The following is a 26,274-nucleotide window of genomic DNA, read 5'->3' as shown; positions in this document are numbered from 1 at the left end:
TGGCGCGTTAGGGCCGTAACGTGCGTTGATATTGCTCGGCCAGCAGTCGCGTGAAAATAACGGCACCGCGATAGCGGTTCAAGTGGGTTGTATCGGAAAACATCTCGTCGCCCAGCGACTCGACTTTCTGAAAGTCTCGTACCGGTACACCAGTTGCTTTTTTGATTTGCTCAACGACGTCGGCCTGTCGCGCAAGCGCCTCGGGTGGATTGTCAATCCATCGATGGTTTTTGGGGAGTAAGACGATTTCGATGTCATCGGCGATGACCTTGAAGTTGTTCACGATTCGAATAAAGGCGTCGACAAGCTCGGGGTCGAAGTTCAAATCCACAATATCCGATGTGGCAATGCGCCGTAAACGAGCATTGTCTTTGCGAAAGTCGGTTTGGGTGAGCCGATAGTAGTCGTTAAAAAGAGCCACTGTTTCCGCTGGTCGCTCCGACTGTATGGTGCCGCCGCCTTGCCAGGGGTAGTACCAGTCAGAGCCGTCATAGTCGGGGTATTCGTCGCTAAATCGTTTGCCCAGTTCCGCTTGCAGTTCGTCGAGTGCTTCGGCGATACCTTCTTCTTGAACGAGTTGAGTACGAGGGGCTTGTTGTTCAAATGGTTCACCCCAAAAAAACGTGGTGATCATTTCAGCCGAGATGCCGTCCCGCAGATACCGAATCTGCAACATACGAAGGCCGCGTTCCGGATCTTTCATAAAGACATCGAATAGTTCTTTGGGGCTTGCCAGCAGAGCGATATACGATTCTTCAAGTGCGCGAGCACCTTCGCGGCGAGTAACCGTCGTTTGGAACGGATTGAATTCAATGAGCAACAGTTTTATGCGCCGGTCCTGTGCTTGAAATTGTTCCACCATGCGCCGGGAGAGATAATCCTGGAAGAGCGGATTCAGTCCGCCAAAGCCAAAGTTGAAAGACTTTATATCGATGCCTTGCTCCGCGAGATCGCGATCAAATTCTCGTGGCGAAAACCCCGCTTCGACCATCGAAGAACCAAACACCAACACGAGGTCCTCTTTTTCACCCGCGATGGATGGAATGGCTTCTTGTGCCTCAATGACTCGGCCCAGTATTGAACGAGACCCTGCACCATTGGCCGCGACAAATGCCTGCACGCTGGCCAATGCAGTGGCCATGCCCAGCACAATCGCGAGCAGAATACGCAGATAAATCTTGCGAGTGCCGGGTGCTTGATCAGAACTGGAAGTAGATGAACTCATTACTCGGTTCTCCGGTCATAAGGCAAATTGCCTGGATCAGAATGAGCACGGGCCAAAACAGCCAGCGCTTGGTTTCAAAGGCATCGCCTTTGGCAATAACAAACCAGTCCCACACATGCATGCCGATTAATGCGACGATTGTGAGCACGAAGACCACCAAGGCGGTCGGCGCCGACCCCGGGAGACCGGAGATGGTGTGCATGTTAATCATGAGCTGTAGCGCATCGTCGAGGCTGGTGGCGCGAAAGAGCACCCACCCCAGCAAGACAAGATAGAACGTAATCGCCCACTTCAAAACGGTCATCATCCGCGACGACCTGCTGGAAAACGCCGCGAATATACCGAGTCCGCTCAGGTAGTGTGTGGCCATAATAATGACACCGTGGAACGCTCCCCAGGCAACAAAGTTCCAGGCGGCGCCGTGCCAGAGTCCGCCTAACAGCATCGTGATCATCACATTGCGGTAGCGATTGTTGCGGCCGCCTAACGGAATGTACAAGTAGTCGCGTAGCCAGCTGGATAGCGAGATATGCCATCGACGCCAAAAATCAACGGGTGAAACGGCGAAGTAAGGGAGTCGAAAGTTGGGTGGGATCTTAAAGCCGATGACCAGTGCGATACCAATCGCCATGTCGGTATAGCCGGCGAAGTCGCCATAAATCTGCCCAGCGAAGGCCAACGCACCGGTCCAGGCTTCGAGCAGGCTGACCGGTCCATCGCCATCAAATGCGTGAGCGACTGGTATCGCCAGTAAGTCGGCGATGGTTTTTTTGAACAGCCCAGAGGTGATCAGCAAAAATCCGTGACGCGCGTTTTCCCAGGTGGGCACCGGCAGCGAATGAAACTGCGGAAGAATCTGACGCGCGCGCAAAATGGGTCCGGCAACCAGTTGGGGAAAAAAGGCGAGTGCCGTTGTGAAGTGAGCGAGTCCCCGGCGTGGTTCCATGTCGCCGCGATAAACGTCTATTGTGTAGCTGAGGCTTTGGAAGGTGTAGAACGAAATGCCAACTGGGAGAATCCAGGAGAGCGTGGGTAACGAGGCTTCGACACCGAACAGTAATAAGAACTCACCTGCCGATTCGATGGCGAAGTCGGCGTATTTGAACAGCGCCAGAATGCCCAGATTCATGACGACCGACAGTGTTAAAAACAGTCGTTTGCGATGCGCCGGTGCGGCGGCGATAGCAAGTGCCAAGTAATAGTCAATCACGGCGCTGCCGACGAGCAGCGGAATAAACCGGTAGTTCCAGGCGCCGTAAAACACCAGGCTGGCGACAAGAATAAAGTAGAGCTTGGGCTTCTTCTCGCCCAAAATCACGCCGTAAATCAGCAGGAAAAAAACAAAAAAGAGTAAGAAAATCGGAGTGTTAAATACCATTCGAACCGTTTCTCGCTGTTTTCGATGGGCGGACGGGCGCCGCTAATGACAGACCCTCTACTGGTAATGATGCGTGATACGACAAAAGGGTTTCTCAGACACTCAGAAATTCTTAATGCGGCGAGTTGGGTATTGCAAAATGGAGTGATTTGCGCCGTCGAACAGTCTGTCAAAAAGGCGGTAGTTGTCTGGTTTTGATCTAGGGATTAAGCCGACGGTCGTCTATTATTATTGCGCTGCGCATAGTAGATATCGCAGTAAAAACCGACGTTATTGAATAATCGACAAAAATAAAAAACGAAAAAACGGGCGGCTACTGTGCGGATCAATACGTCCGCGATCTCTCATCGGCGTGTCGCAGTCGCGTGACAGGACAGTAGCATTAGCACGCTTCCTGAATTCCAAGTGCACACGATTTATCAAAATACTGCTGAGCTTTTTGTCGATCGATTGCAACGCCCTGGCCGTCATAATAGGCAAGACCGACCTCGAAGCAGCCATCTGCAAACCCGTCACTGCAGCTCAAAACAAAAAGTGAAAACGCGCGTCCGTGATCTTTCGGTACGCCATCACCGAGTTTTAATTGATAAGCGAAGTATAGACACGCGAGAGTGTGTCGTTTTACACACTGTGGTTCTAAGTACTCGCCTGCCAAGCGCATGTCTCTTTCAACCCCCGTGCCTCGATAGTAGTTGATGCCAGTGTTAATGCACGACTCGTTGTGCCCATGGAGGCACGCTAATCGAAAAAAGCGAAAGGACTTTTCATCGTCTTGGTCAACTCTTTCGCCGCTTTGGTATTCGACTCCGAGAGCATAACAGCCAAAATATCCCTTTGGCATCTCGCACGCAGTTTCATAGAGACTGATGGCAGTCTGTATATCCTGATCAGACTCGGCGGTTTCCATATAGAGCTGACCGAGACCTCCGCAACCGAAGGCGAATTTCAAATCGCAGGATTTTGATAGCGCGCTCGACGCTTTGGTCAAATCTGTGTCGACTCCCTCGCCCTTTTTGTACGCATAGCCCAGATAAAAACACGCGTTAGGTTGACGGTCGTTGCAACTTGCAATGAGAAACGGAATGGATTTGGTATGGTCTTTGGGCGTGCCCATACCGTCGTGATAAAAGACGCCCAGATTGCCACACGAGATTATGCTGCCGGCGTCGCACGCCTTTTTCGTGTAGTAAAACTCTTTCGCTTCGTCCTTCGGTCCATTCACGCCGCGTTTGTAGACACCGCTCAGTGTTTCGCAGGCAAACGAGGCGCCGGCGTCACATTTTTCATCGAGTGTTTTTAGTTGCGCCGGTGTGAGCCGGTTTAAGGTTTGCTCTATCATTGACTGAGATAGATCTTGTAAAACCTTGTCAGTAGCGGCTTCTTCGCTCAACTGAGCATTGCCACTCTGATCGCTCGCATTAACAACCGAGATAGACAACGCGGCCGCTAGTGTAGATATTGCACACCATGAGATCTTGGGTTTTGAGAACATCATAAGCCGTAGAGAACTCCTCTTACTCTCTTGATTAGCGAGACCCGTGACGGTTCGCCAGCGCATTCCATTGCGCGAATCTATCACGATACCAGGTCGAATTTACATTGATCACAGATTGGTAACACTGTTTGCGTGGGCCAAGCGCGGATTGACGGATTCTGCTCGTCGGTGTGGTGAATTCACACCGTCGTGAGTGGGCGCAAACCTCGGTGGTCACGCACTCTGCGCATCGAGCCGCTGGTTTTCAAGATGATTAGGGTTGATCGCTACTGAACCGGACAGCTAGACACTTCCGTCGGCTCGCCCGTATTTAGGCGCGATTCCCAACAGTCGTCATACACGGAGCAATAACAGACGACGACATCAACCTTGGTTGCCCAGTCATCAATCAAACGCCGCGTGCGCGGTTCCCAGGGCACGCCGAATAGGGTCTTATCTTCGTCTGCGCTCATGACACTTCGACTAATATTGCTGGACCGATAGAGGTCGTAGCTGAACGCATCCTTTTCGCCTAGCGTATTGAGGATGAGCTGATCGATATCCGTAACGTGTTCGCCGTCATAGAACATCTTGAGTGTTTGGACCCGAGCCGGACCAATTCCTTTGTTAATCGCATGCAAACGAAATCCGTCCTCGGAGTAGTTGGTGTAGACACCGATGTAAGGCCAAACCTGGATGCGTTGATCATCGCGGATTGCAGAGACCTCCAGCACGGAGACAAACAGTGCGCCCATCGACATAGCGATGGCAATAATCGACAGTGCGGAGGTCTTGTTCGTGCTTGGTGTGTCGTCTGCTTCCATATCAATGGTGTTCCATGGTGGTTTGTTTGTCGTCTCGCACCGACGTCCTTGGCGCTGATCACATGACTGTCAGGCACCTGAATATCTATACAAAATAACAGGTTACGCGCCATATGGTGAGGCAATAGTGTCGGGTTGCGAATTTCACTCTATTCATAAATAGTAACGTAAGACGACTAAAACAACGAGAAAAATCCTGGGCCTTCAGACTGTTACAGCAGCAATCCGCCGTGCATGCGGTGGCACGGCTGATACCGTTGAGCGTGTGTTGGGTGTCTTCGTCACTCTGGGCGGCGGACTGCATTATCAAGCCACAAAAGAAAACTCGGATTTCGCTTTCCGAAACGGTACGCCGACAGTAAGGCCGTCTGACCTTATCAACCCTAGAATTGTCTTTGCGGGTAATGAGCGTACTCCCTCAGTACGGACTTTCACTTAGTCTAATTCTGTAATTCTGTGAACTGTGACACAGTTCCAGATTATGGTAATTGCGCTGGGCAACACTGATCGCATTGGTTTCGTTAACTCCTGAGAGCGGATAGTCAAATGCGTCACTTACTCACACTCTGTGTTCTTTATTTAGCCGGTTGTTCCACCATGCCGCTTCAAACCTGCAATGTCGATCAGTGGCGAGACCATGGCGCGTCGACCGCCATGTCCGGTGGGCAGCTTGATGATAACGAACCCGTGTACGCATGCAGCAACTCGGCGCCCATTGCTTACCGAATGGGGTTTGAATACGGCCTTGAAAAACTCTGCAGCTACGAACAGGGCCTGTTCGAGGGCGAGCATGGCGACGAGCCTTTACCGAACTGCAGGGATTCGAAATGGCAGCGGTATCATCACGGTTTTCTGACTGGCCGCGAGATCTATGCCGGACATCAGCGACTGGAGCTCATTACGACCGAACTACGGTTGACCCGCAAACAGCTGTCGGATGTGCCGTCAAGTTCAAGTAAGGACGTGTTGGCCGCGGTTGATCATGAGCGCGTTATGATGCTGAGAGGGAGAATTGCTAATTTAGTGTCGGAGCGAGATTTCGAGACTCGAAGACTAACGAGCCTTAGGCAAAGCCTGAAAGTCAATTATAAAGACGGGTTGTCGTCACTCCGTTTATTGGAATAATACGGTCGCCAACTGACCCTTCTGAATGCGCATACGGCACGCCGCTAGTCGTCTAGCCCCATACGCATTTCAAGAATATACGGCTCAAACCCGACTTTTCGATAAGCACGGCACGCAGCTTCATTCTCCGGATAAACGGTAAGGTGAACCTCAAGCAGGTTCTGACTTCGCGCCCAGTCGAGTAGTGTGTCGAGCACTTTGCCATTAACGCCCTTACCCCGATGCTCGGGCTGAACGTACATCATGCCTAAAAAAGCATGGGTTTCGGGTGTCGTGTAGTGTCGTGACGCCCGATGCTTTGCGTATCCAGACGCGACAATCGTCTGGTCGAACTCAGCGACAATGACAACGGCATCTGGACTGTCGATCATTGCTTTGATGTCGTAGTAGCTGATTGGGTCGGGCTTGAGCGTCGGATCATAGGGTCGCTCAGCTGAAATAATGCCCTGCTCAAATGAGAGGAGGGTATCGAGGTCGCTGTGCGTCGCCTCGCGAATAAGATACGTCAACGGGTGATCCTCCCAAAAATACAGCGCGTCAAAATTCGTTGTGAGCGAGTGTCGTTTCACCACGAGGTCGATTCTGCTCATCCTCACCGTGCCCTGAAGTTCTTCGGTTCTTGGCGGAAGTGAGTGTGATCATACGCCGATAGTTGTGAGCCTGGCAATCAGCGGCGGTGAAGGTCGAGTCGGTACTTGTTTCGGTCGAGCGTCGCGGGTTTGGACAAGAACCGATGCTGTTCGTTTTTGTTCGCTACCCGATAACACTGAACGTCGGTCGATGATTCGGTGTGGTTGAACGACTTGTTTGTCGTGTTGGACGCCGATGCCTTAGTGTTGATAACGTTCTTCATGAAGATCTTGTATTTCGAGTGAAGTATTGGCGGTCCAAGATAATAAGGTCCGACGCAAAAAATCTAAGTTTCTGTTCTTAATTGGATTATTGGGTATGGTTCTTCTTGCTGTAGGCTAGCGGATAACGGGAGAAGATGATGCACAGCAAAATCGTTCACCAAGTACTTATCTGTTTGTTAGTGGGTGGTGGGATGTCCAATGCCTTAGCGGGCAGTGTAGGGCTGGATGCGCTGAGCTACGACGGTAACAATGGCCAGGTGAGTGTGACCGTCATCTATGATTTTACAGACGAAAATGTGTTTGGCGGCGCATTGAATCTCATCTACGACGCCGGCGCTCTGGTGTTCGTGACGTATGAGGCGGCGCCGCTGCAGCCGGATGTATGGGCGCCGGCCTCTCCGGTTGGCTCATTGGATTCCCCCGGTTTCTATCAAGACTTTGGTATTGCTGCGAACAAATTGCAAGGCGTGTTTGGCGGCATCACGTCGGCTGGCGAGATTGGTACGTTTACCTTCTTGGTTCTGGATTCCACCCATCCCAGCGCCACGCCGTGCGGTATGACGCTCTGCCTTGAAGAGTCGAGTATTAATCCGTGGTTGAATGTCAGTGCGGAGCCGATTGGTGATGCGCTGCTGGCCAGTGGCATCAGTGGTGCAAACGTCATCGTGCCTGTACCGGTCCCCTCGGCGTATTTTCTTTTACTAAGCAGTGTGGCTGGGCTGTTTGGAGTGAGGCGTTTTTTCAAGATGTAGATGATTCAACATCGTTTTAGGAAACTCGTTCTTTAGCGGCTCATCGCCAATGGGTGATTGGAGTCACAACTTGATAGCGATTGCTCCTCGATTGGCCTAAGTCGCCCGACGTTACGCGCACGTTTCTCTCTTTTCGTTTCGTTAATGAAATAGAAGACCCTTCACCGAACTGTGAATTAGGTGGCTATTCCCTTGTATTCTTAGAGTAATAAGGTTTTTGCGGTGCTCTGATGAATACACTGCTAGTTTCAAAAAAAGGTAAAAAAAGAGCGAAAGAAGGGCGGATGAGCTAAATTGTTTTAGGCTTAAGCTGAGTCTTGCGACAGTTTCGGTCGCGGCTTAGGGCGGGGTCTCGTTACGAGAGTTAACTGCGACTTCATTTTCTTTAGCCCAAATGCATAAGGCTTTGCTCAAACATAATGCGTTGCAGCACTCAATTTCTTATTTTTATTCTGACACTTGTTCAAATACGAGAGACTTGTGCATACGACATTGATGCGGGCGCGCTAACATTATTTGGCACTCCGCGGTCAGCAGAAACGGATGGACGCGGTGCGGACCGGGGCTTAATTCTAAAAGAAGGTGTCGAGGGTTTTCTTTGGGTTAGCGGCATTGCGGACGCCCGAGTCAGCGACACAGGAGGTCATCCTGGGAGGCCGCTATTTGCTAAGTTTGGTCCAGATGGATCGCTCCTGTGGCAGCAGATATACGACCGACCAGGGTGGTCAATAATTGGCATCGATTCGACGTCGAAAGCGCCGGCATTGATATTTTTTTACCCAGAACCGGGCCGCTGGTTTCAACTGAATCGCAATCACGAATCTTATTTTGAGCATGGACGCATTGAACTCTGGACCACTACGCCGAATGGGGAACTCAAGAAAAATAAGATGACATTCCATCATCGGGTTAAAGAAGCGGTTGTGTCCACGCGTTCTGACGGATTCACACTCATGTTGGGTACGCCCCAACCTAAATTTCTAGAGCAAGATACAGTACGAGTAGCAACGTATCATTACGACTGGAATGGAGATAGAGCACAACGCTCAAGCTCGTTCGAACTGACTGATTTTCCCGACCAATTAGCAGACAAAGAGGGCGCCTTGTCGAGCCAGTACGATGGCCTCGCCAACCAGCAGACAAATTTGCTATATCATGATCTGACCACCAGTCGGACCTTCCGAAGAAAAATCGTAAACTGCTCGCCATGTAGATTTCGTTCTGCCGTCCGTACACAAAGGGGCATAGTTGCACTCGTTACAAAGGGTGATTGGCAGGACCCCCACCGAACCGCTTTTATTATCGTGCTCGATCCCGACTCGAGGAAAATCACCGCTAGAGTGGAAATGCCGGAACTGGCCTATCTAGAAAATCTACGGATTCATGCTATCCAAAGTGGCGATCTTATTTTTAGTGGTGTCGATTATCTCGCTACAGTGGTTGTGGGTCTGTCGGGAAAAGACTATTCGGTCGATTGGGCAGCACGATTCCGACCGGGCCTACGCCGTATGTTTGTAACAGACATCATAGAGCGACCTGATGGTCAATTGGCGATTATTGGCAGTGATTCTGAGTCAAACGCAGTTCTTGTAACTGGCCACCCCGAAGGTAAGTTTCTCACATACCTAGGACGGTGTAACAGTCCAGGCCTTGAGTTGGCTAGACTGCAGCACCAACTCGCAAAGAAACGGCGCGTGAAGCTCCATGTGGATGTTCACTACACGCGAAGATTAATTGAACGCCAACTTTCGTCGGTAGACGCAAGCATTACGGGCAATCAATGTGACAAGCATGGAGAGGCCGACCTGATTGGATTTGGCGATTTTCTACTCAATACTCCGATCAAAATAGATGCAATGCAGCTTTCAGAAAAGTCGATGATTACGATCAAAACCATGCGCCGACTATTTGAAGAAGGTGGTGCCTTTCGCTATGTGACTCCGGTTAGGTCGTCGAATATACCGACTATGTTCGTGGATCCAAATAAAGCAGGCCAGATTGCTGACGAGCTAGAAGAGAGTGTTCTTCCTCATATGAGAGAGATCGAGATCTTGGATACCCAACTTTCGAACAAAATGCGACACCTCTTTTACAATGGTAATACTCATGCCCAATCTTTGCGTCATCACGAAGATCCAGATGGTGACCAAGCTATAAGTCCCGCCGAATATGTTGAGGCGATCCGTATTCTATTACGGAAAAGAGATGCTCTTGACAAGCCGACTAGATCCAAAATTGCTCGCTCCGTCGACCGGGTCAACGTGGTGGCACTTGTGCCGGGTAAAGGGCTGACTCGTCGAGTTTATTCTCATGTGGTTGAGCTGCCGCTAAGTAATGTTGATGACTACTGGGACTGGCTTCAGGGTGCGCGCCGAGTAAAGGCCATTGGCATCTTCGAAGTTGAATCTCGTTTACGGCGCGAAAAAAATATCGTTTTTGTTAACACGCCTGAAGTTGATCCAGCAGACTATTTGGCTTTTCTTAACCGTCTTCTTCCCCGGTTGAGCCTGCTAAATCGCTCGGCGCTCACGGTGCAGCTTAAATTTACCAAAAACGCAGATGGGGCTATCAATATTCTTTTTTTAAATTCGAAACCATGTGTATCCTGGGAATCGGCTGGCTTAAACGCAGACAATCTCGCCACAACACTTCAACAAAATTGGGATTGTATTCGTAGCTTAGACCGGCAATTCGTTAGATGGATTTACGACGCGTCCGATCTCTAGTAAATGACGATCAGCGATTCATCAACCTCCACTCTTATAGGCCAATGAGCGGTAGACGCACTATACACAAGCGTGCAGGCTGGTGACATTAACGCTGACATAAGGAACGAGCAAGAATCGAGATTATTGTTTTGATTGCGTGAAAGATTAATTTGTCGATGTTGCGTCGATGTGTGGAATCTTGTTGATACTTTGACGTTGCGTTTCTAGGACGCCTTCAGCGAGTCTGCCTCGCCGGGCCGGTACACCATCACTCGATTACGCCCGCTGAGTTTAGCGTCATAGAGCGCTTGGTCTGCGGCGTCGAAGAACGCTTTGGCGTCGTCAAACTGGTGCTCGGGGATGCTGCATAGTCCGGCGCTGATCGTAACTGGCACCCCGCCGAAATCACTCCGTTCAATGTCCTCGAGCAAGCGTTTGGAAATGACTTCTGCGGCGAACGCGTTGGTGTTGGGCATGACTATCGCAAATTCCTCGCCGCCGTAGCGGCACACGGTGTCTTGTTTGCGCACGCTGTCGTTAAAGAACGTGGCCACCTTATGGATGATCTCATCGCCCTTGGAGTGGCCGTGCGTGTCGTTGATTTGTTTGAAGTTATCAATATCGCCAATGATCAGTGCGAGCGGGGCATCAGTACGTTGTGCACGTTCAAACTCAAGATCGAGCAGTTCGTTAAGTTGACGTCGATTGCCCACACCGGTTAGTGGGTCTTGCATGATCGCGTTGTGCATATCATTCACGCGACTTGAGAGCGCGACCGACAGTAATGTCATTTCGATAAGTGAGCCAATCTGAAAGCCGTAGTGCGTAAACGTGTTGTGCGGCAGTAAGCCAAAGGTCTTGAGCATGTAGACGACCACGCCGATCAATAAAGCCGACCACGCCAACATAAAGTAGCGGGCCGGGCGATAGCCGCTGAATAGACTTGAAAGACCCATGGCGATGATCAGCACCGTGGTCGCTAGCGAAAGCAACGCGAGTGCGACGATGACCATTTGATAGGGCAGTACAAAGATGGATAAGAACGCCACAACGATGATGCCAAGCAACGCGGTACCAATGCGCAGATAAGCCGCGGAGCGTTCGCGTATGTTTAAAAACTTCATGGAAAACATGAGGCCAAAAAACAGCGTCATCGCCAGCAGCACAAGTAGGCTTTGATTGGCAAGCCACGGGCTGTTAGGCCAAAGATGCTGAAACGCGATGCCGTTGTGCACGGCAAAGTAGGCGCCGTAGCTTACAAGGTAAAGCAGATAAAAAATGAATGTTCGATCTCGCACGGCGGCAAAAATGAACATGTTGTAAAAGACCAGCACTAGGAAGCCCCCGAAATACAGGCCGATGCCGAGCTCACTCACGCTGACTTTTTCGATCATGGTTTGATCAAGATGAGTGGATAGCCCAATGTTAATCGGTCCGTCGGAGGCGAATCGCAGGTACACGGTTGATTCGGAGCGGGCCGCCAGCTCAATCGGGAATAGCGCATTGCGATGTTGAACCGGTCGCGTTGAGAAGCGTACCCGGTCGCCACCTTGCATGCGCACAAAGCCGCCACTGGCGTTCGGTACCCACACATCCAGTTCGTCAATGAGCGGGTAGTCTTGGCGCAAGTACAGTCTCAGCGCTGATGCGCTTGGATTCGACAGCGTGAGCTTGACCCACCAGGCAGAGGGAGTAAAGCCAATCTGTGGACCATCGGATCCGTGTGATGCAAAGAGCGCATCGATTTCTGCGGTGCGCACATCGTCGAACGTTAATAAACCCTCGGGGTCTTCGAAGAAGAGTAGCGCCGATGTGGCATTTTGTTCGGGCGCCTGAGCGCTGATCGTCAGCGATTCGGCGACCGCGGACCCCGCCAGTAACCACATGGCGAGAAAGAGAGCAATCTGTGTGTTACGAACGCTGCAAGGCATGGTAGACGACTCGCTGATCGATTCTGGAACCCGCCGACACGAATTTCACTTAATGTGATTGGCGTCGCTATGTCGGCACGTGACTTAGGCTACACTTCCCGAATGAATCAATCAAATCAACGACTTCTGATGCTTGTTGCGACGCTTTGCCTCGCGGCGTGTTCGCGCTCTGATCCGGTCGTTGTGAGCGGCGATCCCGTTCCGCAGGGCATGGGCGCAATTAATTTGGAGCAGGGTTGGAGCGCGTCTATCCAAGAAAAGTCTTGGTTTACGACGTTCGGATCGCGGCTGATGCCGTATGAGTGGTTTTTGGCGCTGGAACAACCACATGCAAGCGCGCCGTTTCGCGACCTTCGTCATATGGCCGCGTTTGGGTTGCTCAATGCGGGTCCGTCCATGCTGAATCCCGATGGCCTACCCGTTGGATTCACCCAAGATACCGACCCCAACGGTAAACGCTGGGTTGGTCTTGGCTGTGCCGCGTGTCACACGGGTCAGGTCATGATCGATGCCCAAGCTGTGCGTCTGGACGGTGGGCAGAGCCTGTTTGATTTCCAGCGTTTCGAAGACTCGGTGATTAAGGCGCTAAGTGCGACAGTGAGTGATGACGATAAGTTTGCGCGATTCGCAAACGCCCTCAACGTTGCTGAGACAGAACAGATATCGTTGCGCAACGCCCTAGTCGCAAGGGCGCAAAAGATGCGAAACGTCCAACGGACGAACCAAACACCGGTTCCATATGGCCCCGGGCGACTCGATGCGTTCGGGCAGATTTTTAACGCGGTGGGTGTGCAGTTTCTGGAGAGCCCAGCCAATCGTCATGTGCCGGATGCCCCGGTCAGTTTTCCCGTGTTGTGGAGCGCGCCACACCTTGATTTAGTGCAATGGAATGGGTCGGCGCCAAATGCGGGTCCCGGACCACTTTTTCAAAACGTGACGACCGCGCTCGCGGTGTTTGGTGAGTTAGAAATCACAGGCCACAACGCGAAACTGGGGTATCCCTCGAGCGTGCATTTTGACAACCTTGGTCGCATTCAGGAGTGGCTCTACGCGCTTAAGTCGCCACGCTGGCCGAAAGACCTGCTCGAGCAGCCGGAAGCCAAGAGCGTCAAACGGGGAGAACAGGTCTACGCACAACACTGCGAGTCGTGTCATGCGATCACTGACCGCGACGATCCCAAGCGCAAAGTGAAAGTCGCGCTGACGCCGGTCGACGTGGTGGGAACCGATGCACGCATGGTTAATAATTTTCTTGAAGCTACGGCCGCCAGTGGCAGATTTGAAGGCCAAAAACTCGCCGTATTTGCCGGGCCGACACTTGAACGACGCGCGCAAAGTATCGATCTTGTTGTGCATGCCGCCACCGGCGCGACGTTGCGACACCCGCTCAAAGCCGCTCGCGCCGCCGCGCAGGGGTATCACAAGGTGTACAAAGATCAAATCGATCAGCACCCTGATTACTACAAGGCGCGTTCGCTCGATGGGATTTGGGCTAGTGCACCGTATCTGCACAACGGCTCGGTGCCCACATTGGCCGATCTACTCTTGACGCCCGATGAGCGACCGACACGCTTTCCAATCAGCCACCATTTCGATGCGACGCGCGTGGGTCTGAATACGGGTATTACGAGCGATGCTCAGTTTGATACAGCACTGCCTGGAAACAGCAACGCTGGACATGTATTCGGGACCGAATTACCTCCTCCGAGCAAAACTGATTTGCTCAATTTCCTGAAAACCCTGTGATTTAACCCGTGTTTTTGGCGATCAGTGAAAACCCTGGTGCCAGTCTGTGATGCGCGTCCTGTTTCGCGTGAGTCCATTTGCCACACTCGAACGAACAAACGCGAAGGCGAGGGTTCGACGCAGAAATGGCCAAGTGGATACGAAGATTACTCGCAAGTGTGCTAGTGCTCGGTGCGCTGGCGACCGGCGCGTTCGTGCTCTATGTGGGCCTACCCGCGCACTCCGTACCCGATCTTGAGCCTGTCGATCGCTATGTCTATCTAAATCAGGGTTGGACGGAGTCGGTAGACTCTCCGGGTAGACAAACCTATTACTACACCGGGCAAGGCGCGACCTTGCCACAAGGCGCTACCCATGATGCGCTTCGCTACGATTGGTTCGTCCATCTGGAAATGCCACTTGGCAAAAAACGGTTTGCCGACCCCGACCACATGCGAGCATGGCGATTTCTTGTTGACCCTGAGCCGACAGCGGCTAACCCACACCAACTGCCCGTCGGTTTTGCACGGCATTTTGAGCCAACCGTGGGCGAGTACATGTTGGATCTGACTTGCGCCGCCTGTCACAGCGGCGAAATTCACTATAAACGCGATGGCGAACATTTGGCCGTGCGCATCGATGGTGGACAGGCGATGCATGATTTTGCCGGTGTAGAGCGCGGTAGTTTTGCCTCCACATTGCTCGCCTCATTAATCAGCACACGCTACAACCCGATGAAGTTTGATCGCTTCGGCCGTAATGTGATCGGTGACAGCTACCCGCAAGGGAAGACGGAACTCAAACGCAATCTATCGGCGACCATTAAGCGCCTCATGTCGAGCGGGCAAAACAATCCGTTGCGCCACTTATATCCCGTCGAAGAGGGGTATGGGCGTACCGATGCGCTAAGCCGTATTGCGAACACCGTGTTTGGCGACCACTTAGTGGCGGCCAACTACCAAGTCGGGGATGCGCCCGTGAGCTATCCATATGTGTGGAACATTTGGAAATTCGACTGGGTGCAATATAACGGTTCGGTGCGTCAACCGCTGTCGCGAAATATAGGTGAATCACTGGGCGTCGGAGCACGTGTATTGCTCACCGACGATTACGGCCGACCCTTGCCGCCTGAGCAGCGTTTTAGCTCGTCAACGAGTATTCCGAATCTGCAGACCATCGAGCATACCCTGCAAACACTGCAACCCCCTCGCTGGCCCGAAGCGGTGTTCGGTGACGTCGATGCCGACAACGCCGAAGCAGGCAAAGCGCTGTTTGAGCAGCACTGCCAAGGCTGTCACGGTCCGCATGTCGCATCGCCCGCCCGGCAACAGGCCAACGCGCCGGGTAAGCCGAGTGCGTCGATGGAATGGCTCATCGAGGTCATCCCAGTCGAGCATATTGGAACAGACCCCGCTGCGGCCACCGGATTTGTGGAGCGACGCTATGACCTGACGCCAACGGGACTCACACAACGCGAAGTTGCGGCGGCCCTCCGGCCATTGAATGTGCGCTATCTGTCAAGGGAAATGCGCTATCACTTGTCAGAGCTGATCGACCTGCGTGCGAAGGGCGGTCACGCCGTCGGTGCACTGTCTGACGTACTTCAACATTATCCCAATCCCGATACAGCGCGCGACATCGAATTGCCACGGCGCAGTTTTGCGGCCATAGACTCGGCGCTTGACGAACTCAGTGTCGCTCAAACACAGCACTCGCGACAGAACCCGCCCGACGCGCAACGGTCGTGCGACCAGGCGTGTCATGAGCAGTGGCTACGGTGGCACATACAGTTTGGAGAACAGCATCTTGAAGACTCGCTCGCCGCCATTGATGTGTCGTCGGTCAGCGAAGGCGAAGGCCTCAATATTCTTGGCATCATGATCAAACAAAAATACTACCGTGATAACAACATTAGCTATGCCCAACAAACGTGTTTGGAGGGCTTCGGCACAATCGATTTACCGCAACAGGTGGCGGGTTATAAACCACGTCCCTTGGAGGGCGTATGGGCCACGCCACCGTTTTTGCACAACGGGTCTGTGCCGTCCCTGTATGAAATGCTTCTGCCGCCTGAACAACGCACTCGTCGATTTTTTGTGGGACGGCGTGATTTTGATCCCGTGCATGTCGGCTATGTCACTGAGCCATCAGCGCGCGGCGAGGGTGGCTTTTGGCTAGACACATCGATCGCGGGCAACCGCAATACCGGACATGCCTTTTCAGCAACAGCCAACGAATGGGCTGAACGTCATGATCAGCCGCTCCCACCGGGAGTCATTGGACCGCTGTTGAGCGACAAGGAGCGTTGGAGCTTAGTTGAGTATTTGAAGGTGCATCGCGATGCAGCGCCCACGAACGTGAACTATACGCCACATGATTGCTTAAGTGGCGACCGCGACACGCTCACCGTTGCGAGGTCAAATTGATGCGTAAGCTTACACAACCCGCCTCATACACCCATTCGTTTGACGATGTTGCGGCCGACGAGCAGCTGTGGACTCAACGACGTCGCGAAGCGCTCAAGCAGGCCGTCGACGCACCGCGCGTCGGTCTTGCTTTATCCGGTGGTGGCATTCGGTCAGCGACTTTTAACGCCGGTTTGCTAAATAGCCTCGATCGCCATGGCTTATTATGTCGAGTGGATTATCTTTCTACCGTCTCCGGTGGTGGCTATATCGGGGCATGTGTGTCCCGCTTACTCAATCATCGGCAGTCGCCGCAATCCAATACGGCGCCGCTCTTTGACACGCCGGTGGGCAGCGAGCAAACACCATTACTCAATTGGCTGCGCGCCCATGGCAAGTACCTGATAAGCGAGACCGGTTTTAGTGGTTGGACACTGGCGGCCTCAATATTGGCGTCGACACTGCTCAATCTTCTTGTTTTCTTACCGGTGATGTTGCTGCTCATGGGAATTATGAGTCGCGACGTTCTGTCGATCAGTTGGCCGCTCGAGCGCTACGCCTCGCTCCCAGCTGGTGCCGCCACCCACGATGGTTATTCACTATTTCTTCTATCATCGCTATTGTGCTTTGCCAGCTACGCGATAATGGTATTGGTTTACGCGGCGGTGAGCGGCGTGCGGCGATGGCGAACGGCCGGGCGCGTGTTACGCCTTCGACGTTGGATGGGTCGCGCGTTAAAGTTCGGCGTTGTGGTCGGGGCAGTGGGTCTCATTCCAATTCTGACACTGGTCGACGAATGGTTGCTGGCACGGCTCGCCTCAGGCACACACCTCCAGTCGATACAGCATGCGACATGGCTTGCACCATTGTCTGGCGGCCTGATCGCCGCGTGGCGTGCAATGCGTGGAAAACACCGCCCAGCCGCCAGACGTCGACTCGCCGGTGTTGCGTTGGTACTGGTGCTTGCGGGCAGCGCGCTGTTTTCATACCACTTGGTTGCCCACACCGGATTGCTGTCCTCACCCTTGTACTGGGCGGCACTCGCCGTCGGCGTAGTCGTCGGTTTGTTTTGCGACACCAACTGGGTGTCGATGCACAGTTATTACCGAGCACGCATTGCGCGGGCGTTCTTACCGAGCTGTCAAAGCAGAAGTGGTCAACTTAAAGACACGGGGCTGGAAGATGCCCTGCAATCTATGACGCCGTATAGTGGCGCACCGTTGCATCTGATTAATTGCACGCTCAATACGCGCACATCGAAAGACGCGAAGCGCCGCAATCGAGAAGGCGGCAGTTTTGTTTTGTCGTCACTCTACTGCGGGGGGCATGCAACCGGATTCAAGCGCACGAGTGATTACCTTGGTGGTCGACTGAGTCTGTCGGCGGCGGCGACCGTATCGGGCGCGGCAGTCGATCCCAATAATTGCCTCGTGCGTTCTCGCTCCCTTAGCGTGTTAATGTCGCTGCTAAACTGTCGACTAGGCTATTGGGCTGACAATCCAGCGCGAGGTGCCTTGCCATTTGTTGGCGCCGATTGGTTCACATTGGTGGGCCGCGAAATCCTTTCTGCCGGCCTCGACGAGTCGTGCCGAAAAGTGCATTTGTCTGACGGCGGTCAGTTTGACAATCTGGGTATCTACGAACTGGTACGCCGCCGCTGCGAATTCATAATTGCCAGTGATGCCGGTGCTGATCCTCAGTGCACATTGTCTGATCTGGGTAAAGTCATTGATCGGGTAAGAGCTGACTTTGGCGCGGAGATTTCGATGGACGTATCCACTTTGGTCGAACAGTGTCAAGTACAACGCGGATACAGTCCCTGCGCGATTGGCACCGTTCGATATGCCGATGGCTCGACCGGCCAGATTCTCTATATCAAGGCGTCACATTGCGACGATCCACCGGTCAATGTCTATGCGTATGCTTCGGAGCATGCCGCATTTCCACATGAATCGACGGCGAACCAGTTTTTCGACGAAGCGCAATTCGACGCGTATGAGACTTTAGGTCGCTGTATTGTGGACCGCTTGGTGGGCGAATCGAGCAGCATTGAACAGCTGTTTGCGTCTATCGCCGCGCGATCTGTTGGAGACAAAACCGCGACGAGCCCGATCGAGCGCCGGGCGCTGAATAGCCCAATGCGTCAAGTGATGGCCGACACGGAGCAAAACGCGCCGCGTTCGATTGGAACCGCGTAACGAACCTATCCCTGCCCGTGATGGTTATTATCGAATGACATCAGCTTGATTTCGAGGTAGCAGTTTCAGGAAATTGTTTCTGAATGAGATGGGGCCTGTAATTGAAATAAAACTCTCTCCCAGTAGCGGCTGTGGATCAATCAAATACAACGCGTCGTCCACGCGCAAGCCGGATGCCACCTCAAACTCGTTTGCGCCGCTATCGCCGGGCCCACCCGGGGGCATGGCGTTCGTGACAATGACATTCTGCACGGTGACCAACGCCCCTTCGAATGGGCTGCTTGCCTGAGCGGAAATCAGACTCTGCAGGGCCACGGCGTCGAGTAGGGTTGGCACGATGGACAAACCACTCTGCTCAATCTCTACGGCGGGATCATTGAGCTGGATTTGCGAAAAGAAGTTGTTCACTCTGGCGCGTTCAATCGTGATGCGATCACCCACTGCTACCGTTGGTGTCTCCGCCGTAAAGCTGTAGATGCCTGAATTTTCCACGCCAATAAATTCCGCGCTGTTTGAATCGAGCTGACTCCAGAATCCGTTGCTTGCCACGGCTGTCACAACCATGTCGTTCATCGTAATGAGTTCGCCGGTCAAGGTCGGATCGGTTTTCACCTCGTAGACAGTGACCAGTTGTGGTGGTGGTGGGTCAAAGCCACCGATCGGCGCAACCGGGTCGGGCAGGTCGCACAAATCCCCTAGTCCGTTGCTATCTGTGTCGGCTTGAACACCTGGATCCAGTGGCGTCGGTGGATTAAATACGCCAACGCAGTTGTCCGCGGTGTCATCGACCCCATCACCATCGGCATCGCCGGCACCCGCAATTCCTGTATACGCATCCGGCGTCGTGCGTGCGGGTAGACAGGACGGTTCATTTGGCCAGGCGCCGCAGGCCAGCAATGGGTAGGCGCCTGCTGGCGCGTCTGCGGTGATCTGAGCGAACGTTTCGCCAAACTCCCGCTCCGCGCAGATGCGTTTCGATTGGCCGCAGACATCGATTAGTTCGCAGTTGTCCGCGGGTACGAGTGTTTGGATGAGGTTGTCGTCGCCGTAAAGCGGCAGGCCACCGCGCATCACGAGGGCGACATCGTCGTTCCCAGAATCGATAATGGCACGAAGATCACTGTGATTTGCCGTGCTCCAAATGGTGATGTCCGCGACTTTGCCGACCGCAATTTCACCGATGACATCGCCAAAGCCCGCGATCTGCGCCACGTTCTTTGTGGCGAGGCTAACGAGCTCTTCATCGGTGAACACCCCGCCCCATCGGTCGCTCCAAGCCGACGCGCACGATAACTCGCGCGCCATGTTTGCTGAGCCTGACGAAGACCAAATGGTGCCTAATCCGATCTTGGCGCCCGATGCTTTGAACACGGGCACCATCGCCGTGTTGCCATACAGTGAGGTGTCGGATCGTGGTGACCATACCAGACGTGTGCCGCGCGTCACCGTGTTCACAATGTCCTCATAGGCCAGTCCAGCACCGCTGTCGATTGCCACCGGTGCCTCCAGCACATCAGTGCTGCCAGCGCCAATACCGGATAAGCACAGAAATTCGTTTCTGGCCGTGGCGTCGATGCCTTCGGCTACTCGCCAAACGGCAGAGAACGCGGCCGTCTCGTCTTCGATGTCCGGATAGGCGCACCCATTGATAAGCTGTGTGCCATTACTGTCACCGAGTGGAAAGGTGTCGACATCCGTGGTGTCGCGACCGGCGAATTCGTCGTTGCGGTCAAGATTACGAATCATGCCGTCCTGGTTACCACTTGTCACGGCACTGGTCACACCGGCCAAGACGCTGCGCAGCTCCTCCCACACGATCTGGTCGGAGCCACCGCCAAAACCCGAAGGCAGCTGACTAAACCCGCGCTGGCCCCGCCGCCAGTCGTGTCGCTGCAAGTATTTTTCACTGTTGTTGAACGGCACGTTGTGGCTGAAGCTGGCGCTGACGCGTCCATTAATGAGCCCGGGAGAGATTACGGCATCGGTGCACATCAGCGTCGTCGCGGTTGAAAAAGTCGCCTCGCTGCTGCAGTCACACCCAGCACAAACAATGTCACCATCGTCAACTAACACCTCGGCATTGGTGAGCAGTCCGCTCTCGAAAAACACGTCGCCTTGAATTAGCACCGCGCTGCCCGTGCCCGTCGTAATGGAACACGTGCCCGTCGAGACGGCAGGCAGTGTGCGCGGACAGTCACCGGCCATGTTAGAGGGGGTCATCGTCACGGTGAGCGTCGCCATGCCTTCGTTTCCGGCGGCATCACCGACCGTGGCGGTGCACACGCTTTGGGTCGATAGCGTGACGGTGGCGGCGGTAAAGGTGCTCATCGACACATCGAAGCTGCCCCCGTTGGTACACAGGATATTGGGGCCCGTTGTCACGCCGACATTGTCAGTCGCCGTGAACGTGGACTGGCCGGTCATGCCCGATGGCACCGTGAGCGTTGACGGCGAAAAACTGGCGGTCGGCGCCTCCGTGTCGACTGGGGGCGAATCGCAATCGCCTTGGAGGCCGCTCGGTCCGGGTGGCATCATAAAAAACGACGGGAACTGGCCGATATCAAGAAAGTTCACTACGCCGTCCCCGTTGGCGTCGGTATCCAGATCGCCCGTGGCAGTGAAATCGCTGGTGAGTGCCGCGTAATCCAAGAAATTGACTGAGCAGTCGTTGTTGTAGTCGAAGTCGCAGGCGTTGCCGTAATTGTCACCATTGGAGTCTCGCTGATCGGCGTTCGCCACCAGCACGCAGTTATCAGCGTCATCCGGAATTCCGTCGGCATCGGCGTCCGCACCATCACCTTTCAGTGCAACGCGCGAACTTGCCGGTTGACTTGGCGCGCTGTTCAGTGGATTGGTCAATGACGATGTGTAGGCCCACTTGTGTGTTAACTCGGCTTCCTCAATACCGTTGTCGTTCGAGACAAAATCAATTGCTTGCGCGTGCATTGCGTGAGTGAGCAGTGCACAGATGAATATGTTGAGTACCCGAGTCATCCTGCCTTTCCTTCTTGTGATGAGGTTCCTTATATAAAGGCGCAGTAAACGCAAAAAGCGTATCAAAATAATTGCCGCGCGACGCGCGTAGATAATCAGTGAGCAGCAGGACCGAGGACGAATCGATCGGCAGAGACGTCATCCGAAAACGGTCCACAGCGCGAGTGCGATGCCTAACGTACCACGCGCCGAAATCGTAATGTGAAAACGCGATGTTTCGGCATTGAACATAATGTGGTAGTTGCCGCAGCGTGCGGTGAGTTGGCGCGGAGGATGGTGGCGGGTAATCGCGATGACTATCGAGCGAGCGGCTGACGTATTTGAAATGTTGTCGCGACCGTTTGATTTGTCATAAGTTGGTTTTTATTGTGAGATGTGTTGAGTAATGTAACGAAACGCCGTTATTACGTTCAGTCTTCACCTTTTTCTCAAGCACCTTTGATAGCCTTTTCGGCAGTCGTGCCTTGGGGAATCGGGCGCAAACAAAAATCAATACATCGGTGCAATCATGAAAAATTTCCTTCTCGCATTGGGTGCGGCATTTGCGTTATCACCAGTGTCGTTCGCGATCACAATCGATTTTGAGGATATCCAAGCCGGAACGATCGTTGACAACGAGTACAACATTTTGGGCGCGACAATCAGCGCGTTCAATTTTGATAACGGACTCGACCTGGCTGTTGTTTTTGATACCGAGAACCCGACCGGTGGCGACTACGACCTTGGTGGACCGTTCACGCCTGGACCGGGCAACGATTTAGGCATGCTGTCACCGGGTAATGTGCTCATTATCCAGGAGAACGATAATTGCGACGCATTCAGCTGCACCACCCCGGATGATGAAGGCAGTCGTCCGGCCGGCCAGTTTGTGATCGAATTTGATACCGCCGTGCGTCTCGATAGCATTGACTTTTTCGATGTCGAGTTCTCCGAGTCCGGCCCATCGGAGAACAATCGAATCCGACTCTACGACATTGATGGCGACCTCATTGATCTGCTGCTATACACCCCTGACACCGGGGGAGACAATCAGTGGGTGCGCTCGTTCTTTGGCATTGACGGCGTGTCGCGAATCGAAATCAATATGGGGGGCTCAGGCGCCATCGACAACATTACGTATGCGCCGGTGCCCGTACCAGGTGCGCTCCTTTTGATGCTCAGCGCGCTGGGCGGATTGGGCTTTATGCGTAAGCGCTAATTGATTATCGACCAGTAACGCCATAAAAGCCCCGATCGGGGCTTTTATTTTTTGAGCGGCCGAGAAAGTGGAGCTAACTTAGGCACCGACAACTGCCATCAACGTGATGCAACGCGATGAGGAATGCGGGTGTCCTGCCGCGTGACGCAGTATCCACTGTCGCTACTGTGATAAGGGCCTGCCTTTTACTAGGTGACGAACGTCCGGCAAGTACTTTTCAAACGACCCGGTGTTTACAGCCACAACCGTTTCGTTTTGCCGCAGCTCACCGTGATCGAGTAACTTGGGGATGGCGGCCAGTGTGGCCGCGCCTTCGGGACAAATCCACCAACCGGTTTCTGACCATATCGCGCTGACATACTCTGCGATCTCCGCTTCACTCACGGTCAGCGCGGTGCCCCCTGACGCGCGAAGAATATTCAGTACTTCAAAATGTCCAACCCCACCCGGTACATTGAGTCCCACGGCCAACGTGCTGCCAGCGTCTTGTGGCGTTGTGTCGGATTTGGCGGTTTTCATGGCTTGCGCCACCGGATCGGTAACCTCGCTTTGAACCGCGTAAATGCGCGGTCGATGCGAGTCAATCAGACCCAGCGCTTCCAGTTCGTCAAACGCTTTCCACATACCCAGTATGCCGGTACCGCCACCCGTTGGATAAACAATCGCGTCTGGGAGTTGCCACCCTTGGTAACCCGCCAGCGCCTCGGCGATCTCCAGCCCGAGCGTCTTTTTTCCTTCGATGCGCCACCCGGGTTCTTGAAAGGTGGCGCAGTTGAAGTAGCCCTGCGGTAAGTACTCGTCCTTTAGTAACGCACCCGCTTCTCGGATCGTGCCCTCAACCAATTCGAGCGTCACAGCGGGGTCGGTGGTCGCCGCTGCCGCAACGGCGCCCAAAATGGGAAGCGGTGTGTCTTTTGGCATCGCGACAACAACCTGCATGCCAGCATGGCGCGCATAGTGACACAGTGAGTCACCGGCATTACCCTGAGTCGGCACAGCCAGTCGGGTTAGGCCGTAGTGTTTGGCCATCGATGCGACAACCGCCATGCCGCGATCTTTGAAGCTGTGTGTGGGGTTCTCACCAAAACCGTCGTGGGGGTGGCCTTCGTCTTTGATGAACAGGCGTAGGCCCCAGTTTTTCGTCATCGTGAGTCGAGACGCATCCAATAACGGTGTATGCCCTTCGCCAAGACTGATAATGGTGTCGCGTTCGACAGGATCATTGCAGTCTATCGGCAGCAGTGCCCCAAACCGCCACATGTTTTTACGCTGCGGTTGATACCAGCTCTGATCCGGATACGCGGTTAGGATTGCGTCAATATCGAGCGTCATACGCACCGGTCGACCATCCAGAGGATCGAGATTCATCGGGGCTACGACATCGTATTCAGCGCCTGAGCCAATACCTTGTAGATGACGCACGAAACGCATTGCGGTTCTCCTGGCGTGGGTGCGTTTGCGCCCAATGGGTGGTGGTGTGGAGTTCGCGTTCGATAACCACCAAGACGAACGCGAATCGCTGCCTCAGACACGACGCTAGCAAATTTGACCTAACTTCATCAAATCATGTCGAACGCGCGGCCTCGCGCACGAACAAACCGGCCCGCTCATATGGTCTTCAAGGGTTGATCGTGACGGCATTGGTGTGAGATCCCCGGATTTCGTGTCTGACTTGACTTCGAACCTGACAAGGACTGCAATAGTCAGGGGAATTGATCTTCTGACCATGAGTATTCGTTATGAAATACCTGACCTCGCTTGTGTTACTGCTATGCGCGCTGCCGCTTGCCGCGCAAACGTTGGAGTACCGTGTGCTCATTGGTGGCGATGACATTGGTCACATGATCGTGGACACAGCGGGAGAACAGCTGTCTATCGATTTTGACTTCAAGCAAAACGGTCGGGGTCCCACTATTGCAGAGACAATGACGCTTGATCAACGCGGCTATCCGATCGAACGCAATATCACAGGCCGCACAACCTTCGGTAGCAAGGTGGATGAGAGTTTTCGCATCGAGGGCAACTCTGCGCTGTGGCAAGATGCGACAGGCACTGGCGTCGCTCGGGTCGACAAAGACCCTCACTTTTACGTTGATCAAGATGGCAGTGTTTACGGCGCGGCGCTCCTAACCCGCGCGTTGTTGGCAGCAGCAGATGGTCGGGTTACTGTGTATCCGGCTGGTCAAGCCACGATTCGCACGCGATCTGATTTGTCGTTCAGTGGGCCGGCGGGCGATTTAAACGTGACAGCGTATGAGTTGCTCGGATTGTCGCTTAATCCGGCGCTAATTTTGCTCGATCAAGACAGGGAGTTTTTCGCGACAGCAAGTGGCCGTTTCAGCATTGTTCGTAAAGGCTATGAATCTGCCGATCAAGCGCTCCGAGACCTAGCTGTGCAACTCTCTACGGAACGGTTTGCTGAGATTCAGAAAAAGGTTGCGCAAACCTTCGATTCCCCTGTGCGTATTCGCAATGTTCGAGTGTTTGAACCAAGCACATTGGGGCTGACGTCACCGAAAGATGTTGTGATTTACGGTAATCGTATTACCAGTGTGCAACCTGCGCGCAGCCCCGCGTCGGCGTCGGAAGTCATCGTGGACGGAGCCGGCGGCACGCTCGTCGCTGGCATGTATGAAATGCACGGTCATTTGGGTCAAGAAAATGCGCTGTTGAATATTGCGGCGGGCGTCACCTCGGTGCGCGATATGGGCAATGAAAACGATGTGCTCGACGGTCTGATTGGACGCATTAATCGCGGTGAAATTGCCGGCCCGCGAATCACTCGTTCGTGTTTTATCGAAGGAAAAAGCGAGTTTTCAGCCCAGACCGGTGAATTGGTTGACTCACTTCAAGCGGGGCTCGACATGGTCCGGTGGTGTGCCTCGCGTGATTTTCACCAGGTTAAATTTTACAACTCAATGAAACCAGAGTGGGCGGACGCATTGGTGGAAGAGGCGCATCGACTTGGCTTGCGGGTGGCCGGGCATGTGCCGGCGTTTGCTCGGGCCGACGATATGATTGCGGCGGGGTTTGATGAAATTACGCACGCCAATCAACTGCTTCTGGGCTGGGTGTTAAATGATGGCGAAGACACGCGCACCTTGTTTCGGTTTACGGCGATGAAGCGTTTTCCGGCCATTAGTCGTGACGGTGAGGACGTGCAGTTCACATTGGGACAGATGGTTGAACGCAACGTGGCCCATGATCCCACCATTGCGATCCATGAACACGGACTGACCGCTGTGAACGGTGAGGTCGCACCACTCGCGCGCGATATCATCGACCATTTGCCGACGTACTCTGCACGTTCCTCATCGGTATCGGTACCAAATAGCGCCTTTTTATAGGAGCGCTGCTCGTTCGTCGGCAAATGGTCGATGATATCGCGCGCGAGTGGTGCGACCTCACCGTTCACAGCGGTCAGTCCGTGTTCATGGATCGCATTGGTGGGATCATGGGCCACGTTGCGTTCAACCATCTGTC

At 53.6% G+C, this 26,274-nt stretch carries 16 protein-coding genes; 8 read left to right on the top strand and 8 right to left on the bottom strand.

The features are described from left to right. Positions 1-7 precede the first annotated feature (7 nt). The 4 genes from AAF465_14405 to AAF465_14390 all read right to left on the bottom strand — a co-directional run bounded on the left by AAF465_14405 (position 8) and on the right by AAF465_14390 (position 4,901). Complete coding sequence (locus AAF465_14405; GenBank protein ID MEM7083917.1) at positions 8-1,225, bottom strand: hypothetical protein; 1,218 nt, start codon at positions 1,223-1,225, stop codon at positions 8-10. After that, positions 1,200-2,603 (bottom strand): MBOAT family O-acyltransferase, encoded by a 1,404-nt coding sequence (locus AAF465_14400; GenBank protein MEM7083916.1) that lies wholly within the window; start codon positions 2,601-2,603, stop codon positions 1,200-1,202. The genes AAF465_14405 and AAF465_14400 overlap by 26 nt, the downstream gene beginning before the upstream one ends. A gap of 382 nt (positions 2,604-2,985) precedes the next feature. Further along, positions 2,986-4,041 (bottom strand): hypothetical protein, encoded by a 1,056-nt coding sequence (locus AAF465_14395; protein ID MEM7083915.1) that lies wholly within the window; start codon positions 4,039-4,041, stop codon positions 2,986-2,988. Between the two features lie 323 nt (positions 4,042-4,364). Beyond that, complete coding sequence (locus AAF465_14390; GenBank protein MEM7083914.1) at positions 4,365-4,901, bottom strand: hypothetical protein; 537 nt, start codon at positions 4,899-4,901, stop codon at positions 4,365-4,367. A gap of 546 nt (positions 4,902-5,447) precedes the next feature. Here AAF465_14390 and AAF465_14385 point away from each other — a divergent pair. Continuing rightward, entirely contained in the window at positions 5,448-6,026 is a 579-nt protein-coding gene (locus tag AAF465_14385) for a DUF2799 domain-containing protein (protein ID MEM7083913.1), read from the top strand. Positions 6,027-6,070: 44 nt separating this feature from the next. On the opposite strand, the gene AAF465_14380 is transcribed toward AAF465_14385, so the two are convergent. Continuing rightward, positions 6,071-6,616 carry a GNAT family N-acetyltransferase gene (locus AAF465_14380; GenBank protein MEM7083912.1) on the bottom strand — a complete coding sequence of 182 codons (546 nt, stop codon included), beginning with the start codon at positions 6,614-6,616 and terminating at the stop codon, positions 6,071-6,073. A 401-nt stretch (positions 6,617-7,017) separates the two neighbouring features. On the opposite strand from AAF465_14380, the gene AAF465_14375 reads away from it, so the two are divergent. Beyond that, complete coding sequence (locus tag AAF465_14375) at positions 7,018-7,632, top strand: hypothetical protein (GenBank protein ID MEM7083911.1); 615 nt, start codon at positions 7,018-7,020, stop codon at positions 7,630-7,632. 419 nt (positions 7,633-8,051) lie between these two features. Then, entirely contained in the window at positions 8,052-10,358 is a 2,307-nt protein-coding gene (locus AAF465_14370) for a hypothetical protein (protein MEM7083910.1), read from the top strand. Positions 10,359-10,564: 206 nt separating this feature from the next. Here AAF465_14370 and AAF465_14365 read toward each other — a convergent pair whose 3' ends face one another. Continuing rightward, a complete protein-coding gene (locus AAF465_14365) occupies positions 10,565-12,271 on the bottom strand; it encodes a diguanylate cyclase (protein MEM7083909.1) in 1,707 nt (568 codons plus the stop codon). A gap of 69 nt (positions 12,272-12,340) precedes the next feature. Here AAF465_14365 and AAF465_14360 point away from each other — a divergent pair, with 69 nt between their 5' ends. The 3 genes from AAF465_14360 (at position 12,341) to AAF465_14350 (ending at position 18,599) form a co-directional block, all read left to right on the top strand. Beyond that, entirely contained in the window at positions 12,341-14,017 is a 1,677-nt protein-coding gene (locus AAF465_14360; protein MEM7083908.1) for a di-heme-cytochrome C peroxidase, read from the top strand. 125 nt (positions 14,018-14,142) lie between these two features. Beyond that, complete coding sequence (locus tag AAF465_14355; GenBank protein MEM7083907.1) at positions 14,143-16,422, top strand: di-heme-cytochrome C peroxidase; 2,280 nt, start codon at positions 14,143-14,145, stop codon at positions 16,420-16,422. Further along, positions 16,422-18,599, top strand: coding sequence for a patatin-like phospholipase family protein (locus AAF465_14350; protein MEM7083906.1), 2,178 nt, complete (start codon positions 16,422-16,424; stop codon positions 18,597-18,599). Before AAF465_14355 ends, AAF465_14350 begins: the two co-directional genes overlap by 1 nt. 27 nt (positions 18,600-18,626) lie before the next feature. Here AAF465_14350 and AAF465_14345 read toward each other — a convergent pair whose 3' ends face one another. Beyond that, positions 18,627-21,593: an amidohydrolase family protein gene (locus AAF465_14345; protein MEM7083905.1), complete on the bottom strand. Its 2,967-nt coding sequence runs from the start codon at positions 21,591-21,593 to the stop codon at positions 18,627-18,629. Between the two features lie 508 nt (positions 21,594-22,101). Here AAF465_14345 and AAF465_14340 point away from each other — a divergent pair. After that, entirely contained in the window at positions 22,102-22,791 is a 690-nt protein-coding gene (locus tag AAF465_14340; GenBank protein ID MEM7083904.1) for a VPLPA-CTERM sorting domain-containing protein, read from the top strand. A 162-nt stretch (positions 22,792-22,953) separates the two neighbouring features. Here the strand turns inward: AAF465_14340 and AAF465_14335 are convergent, their stop codons facing one another. Beyond that, a complete protein-coding gene (locus tag AAF465_14335; GenBank protein MEM7083903.1) occupies positions 22,954-24,222 on the bottom strand; it encodes a threonine synthase in 1,269 nt (422 codons plus the stop codon). Positions 24,223-24,530: 308 nt separating this feature from the next. Between AAF465_14335 and AAF465_14330 the strand changes: the two genes are divergently transcribed. Then, positions 24,531-26,138 carry an amidohydrolase gene (locus tag AAF465_14330; GenBank protein ID MEM7083902.1) on the top strand — a complete coding sequence of 536 codons (1,608 nt, stop codon included), beginning with the start codon at positions 24,531-24,533 and terminating at the stop codon, positions 26,136-26,138. Positions 26,139-26,274: the final 136 nt, after the last annotated feature.

This window comes from Pseudomonadota bacterium, assembly GCA_039028935.1.
GTDB lineage: Bacteria > Pseudomonadota > Gammaproteobacteria > Steroidobacterales > SZUA-146 > SZUA-146.
Note: the sequence above shows the minus strand (reverse complement) of the source record. Positions and strands in the feature narration are given on the sequence as shown.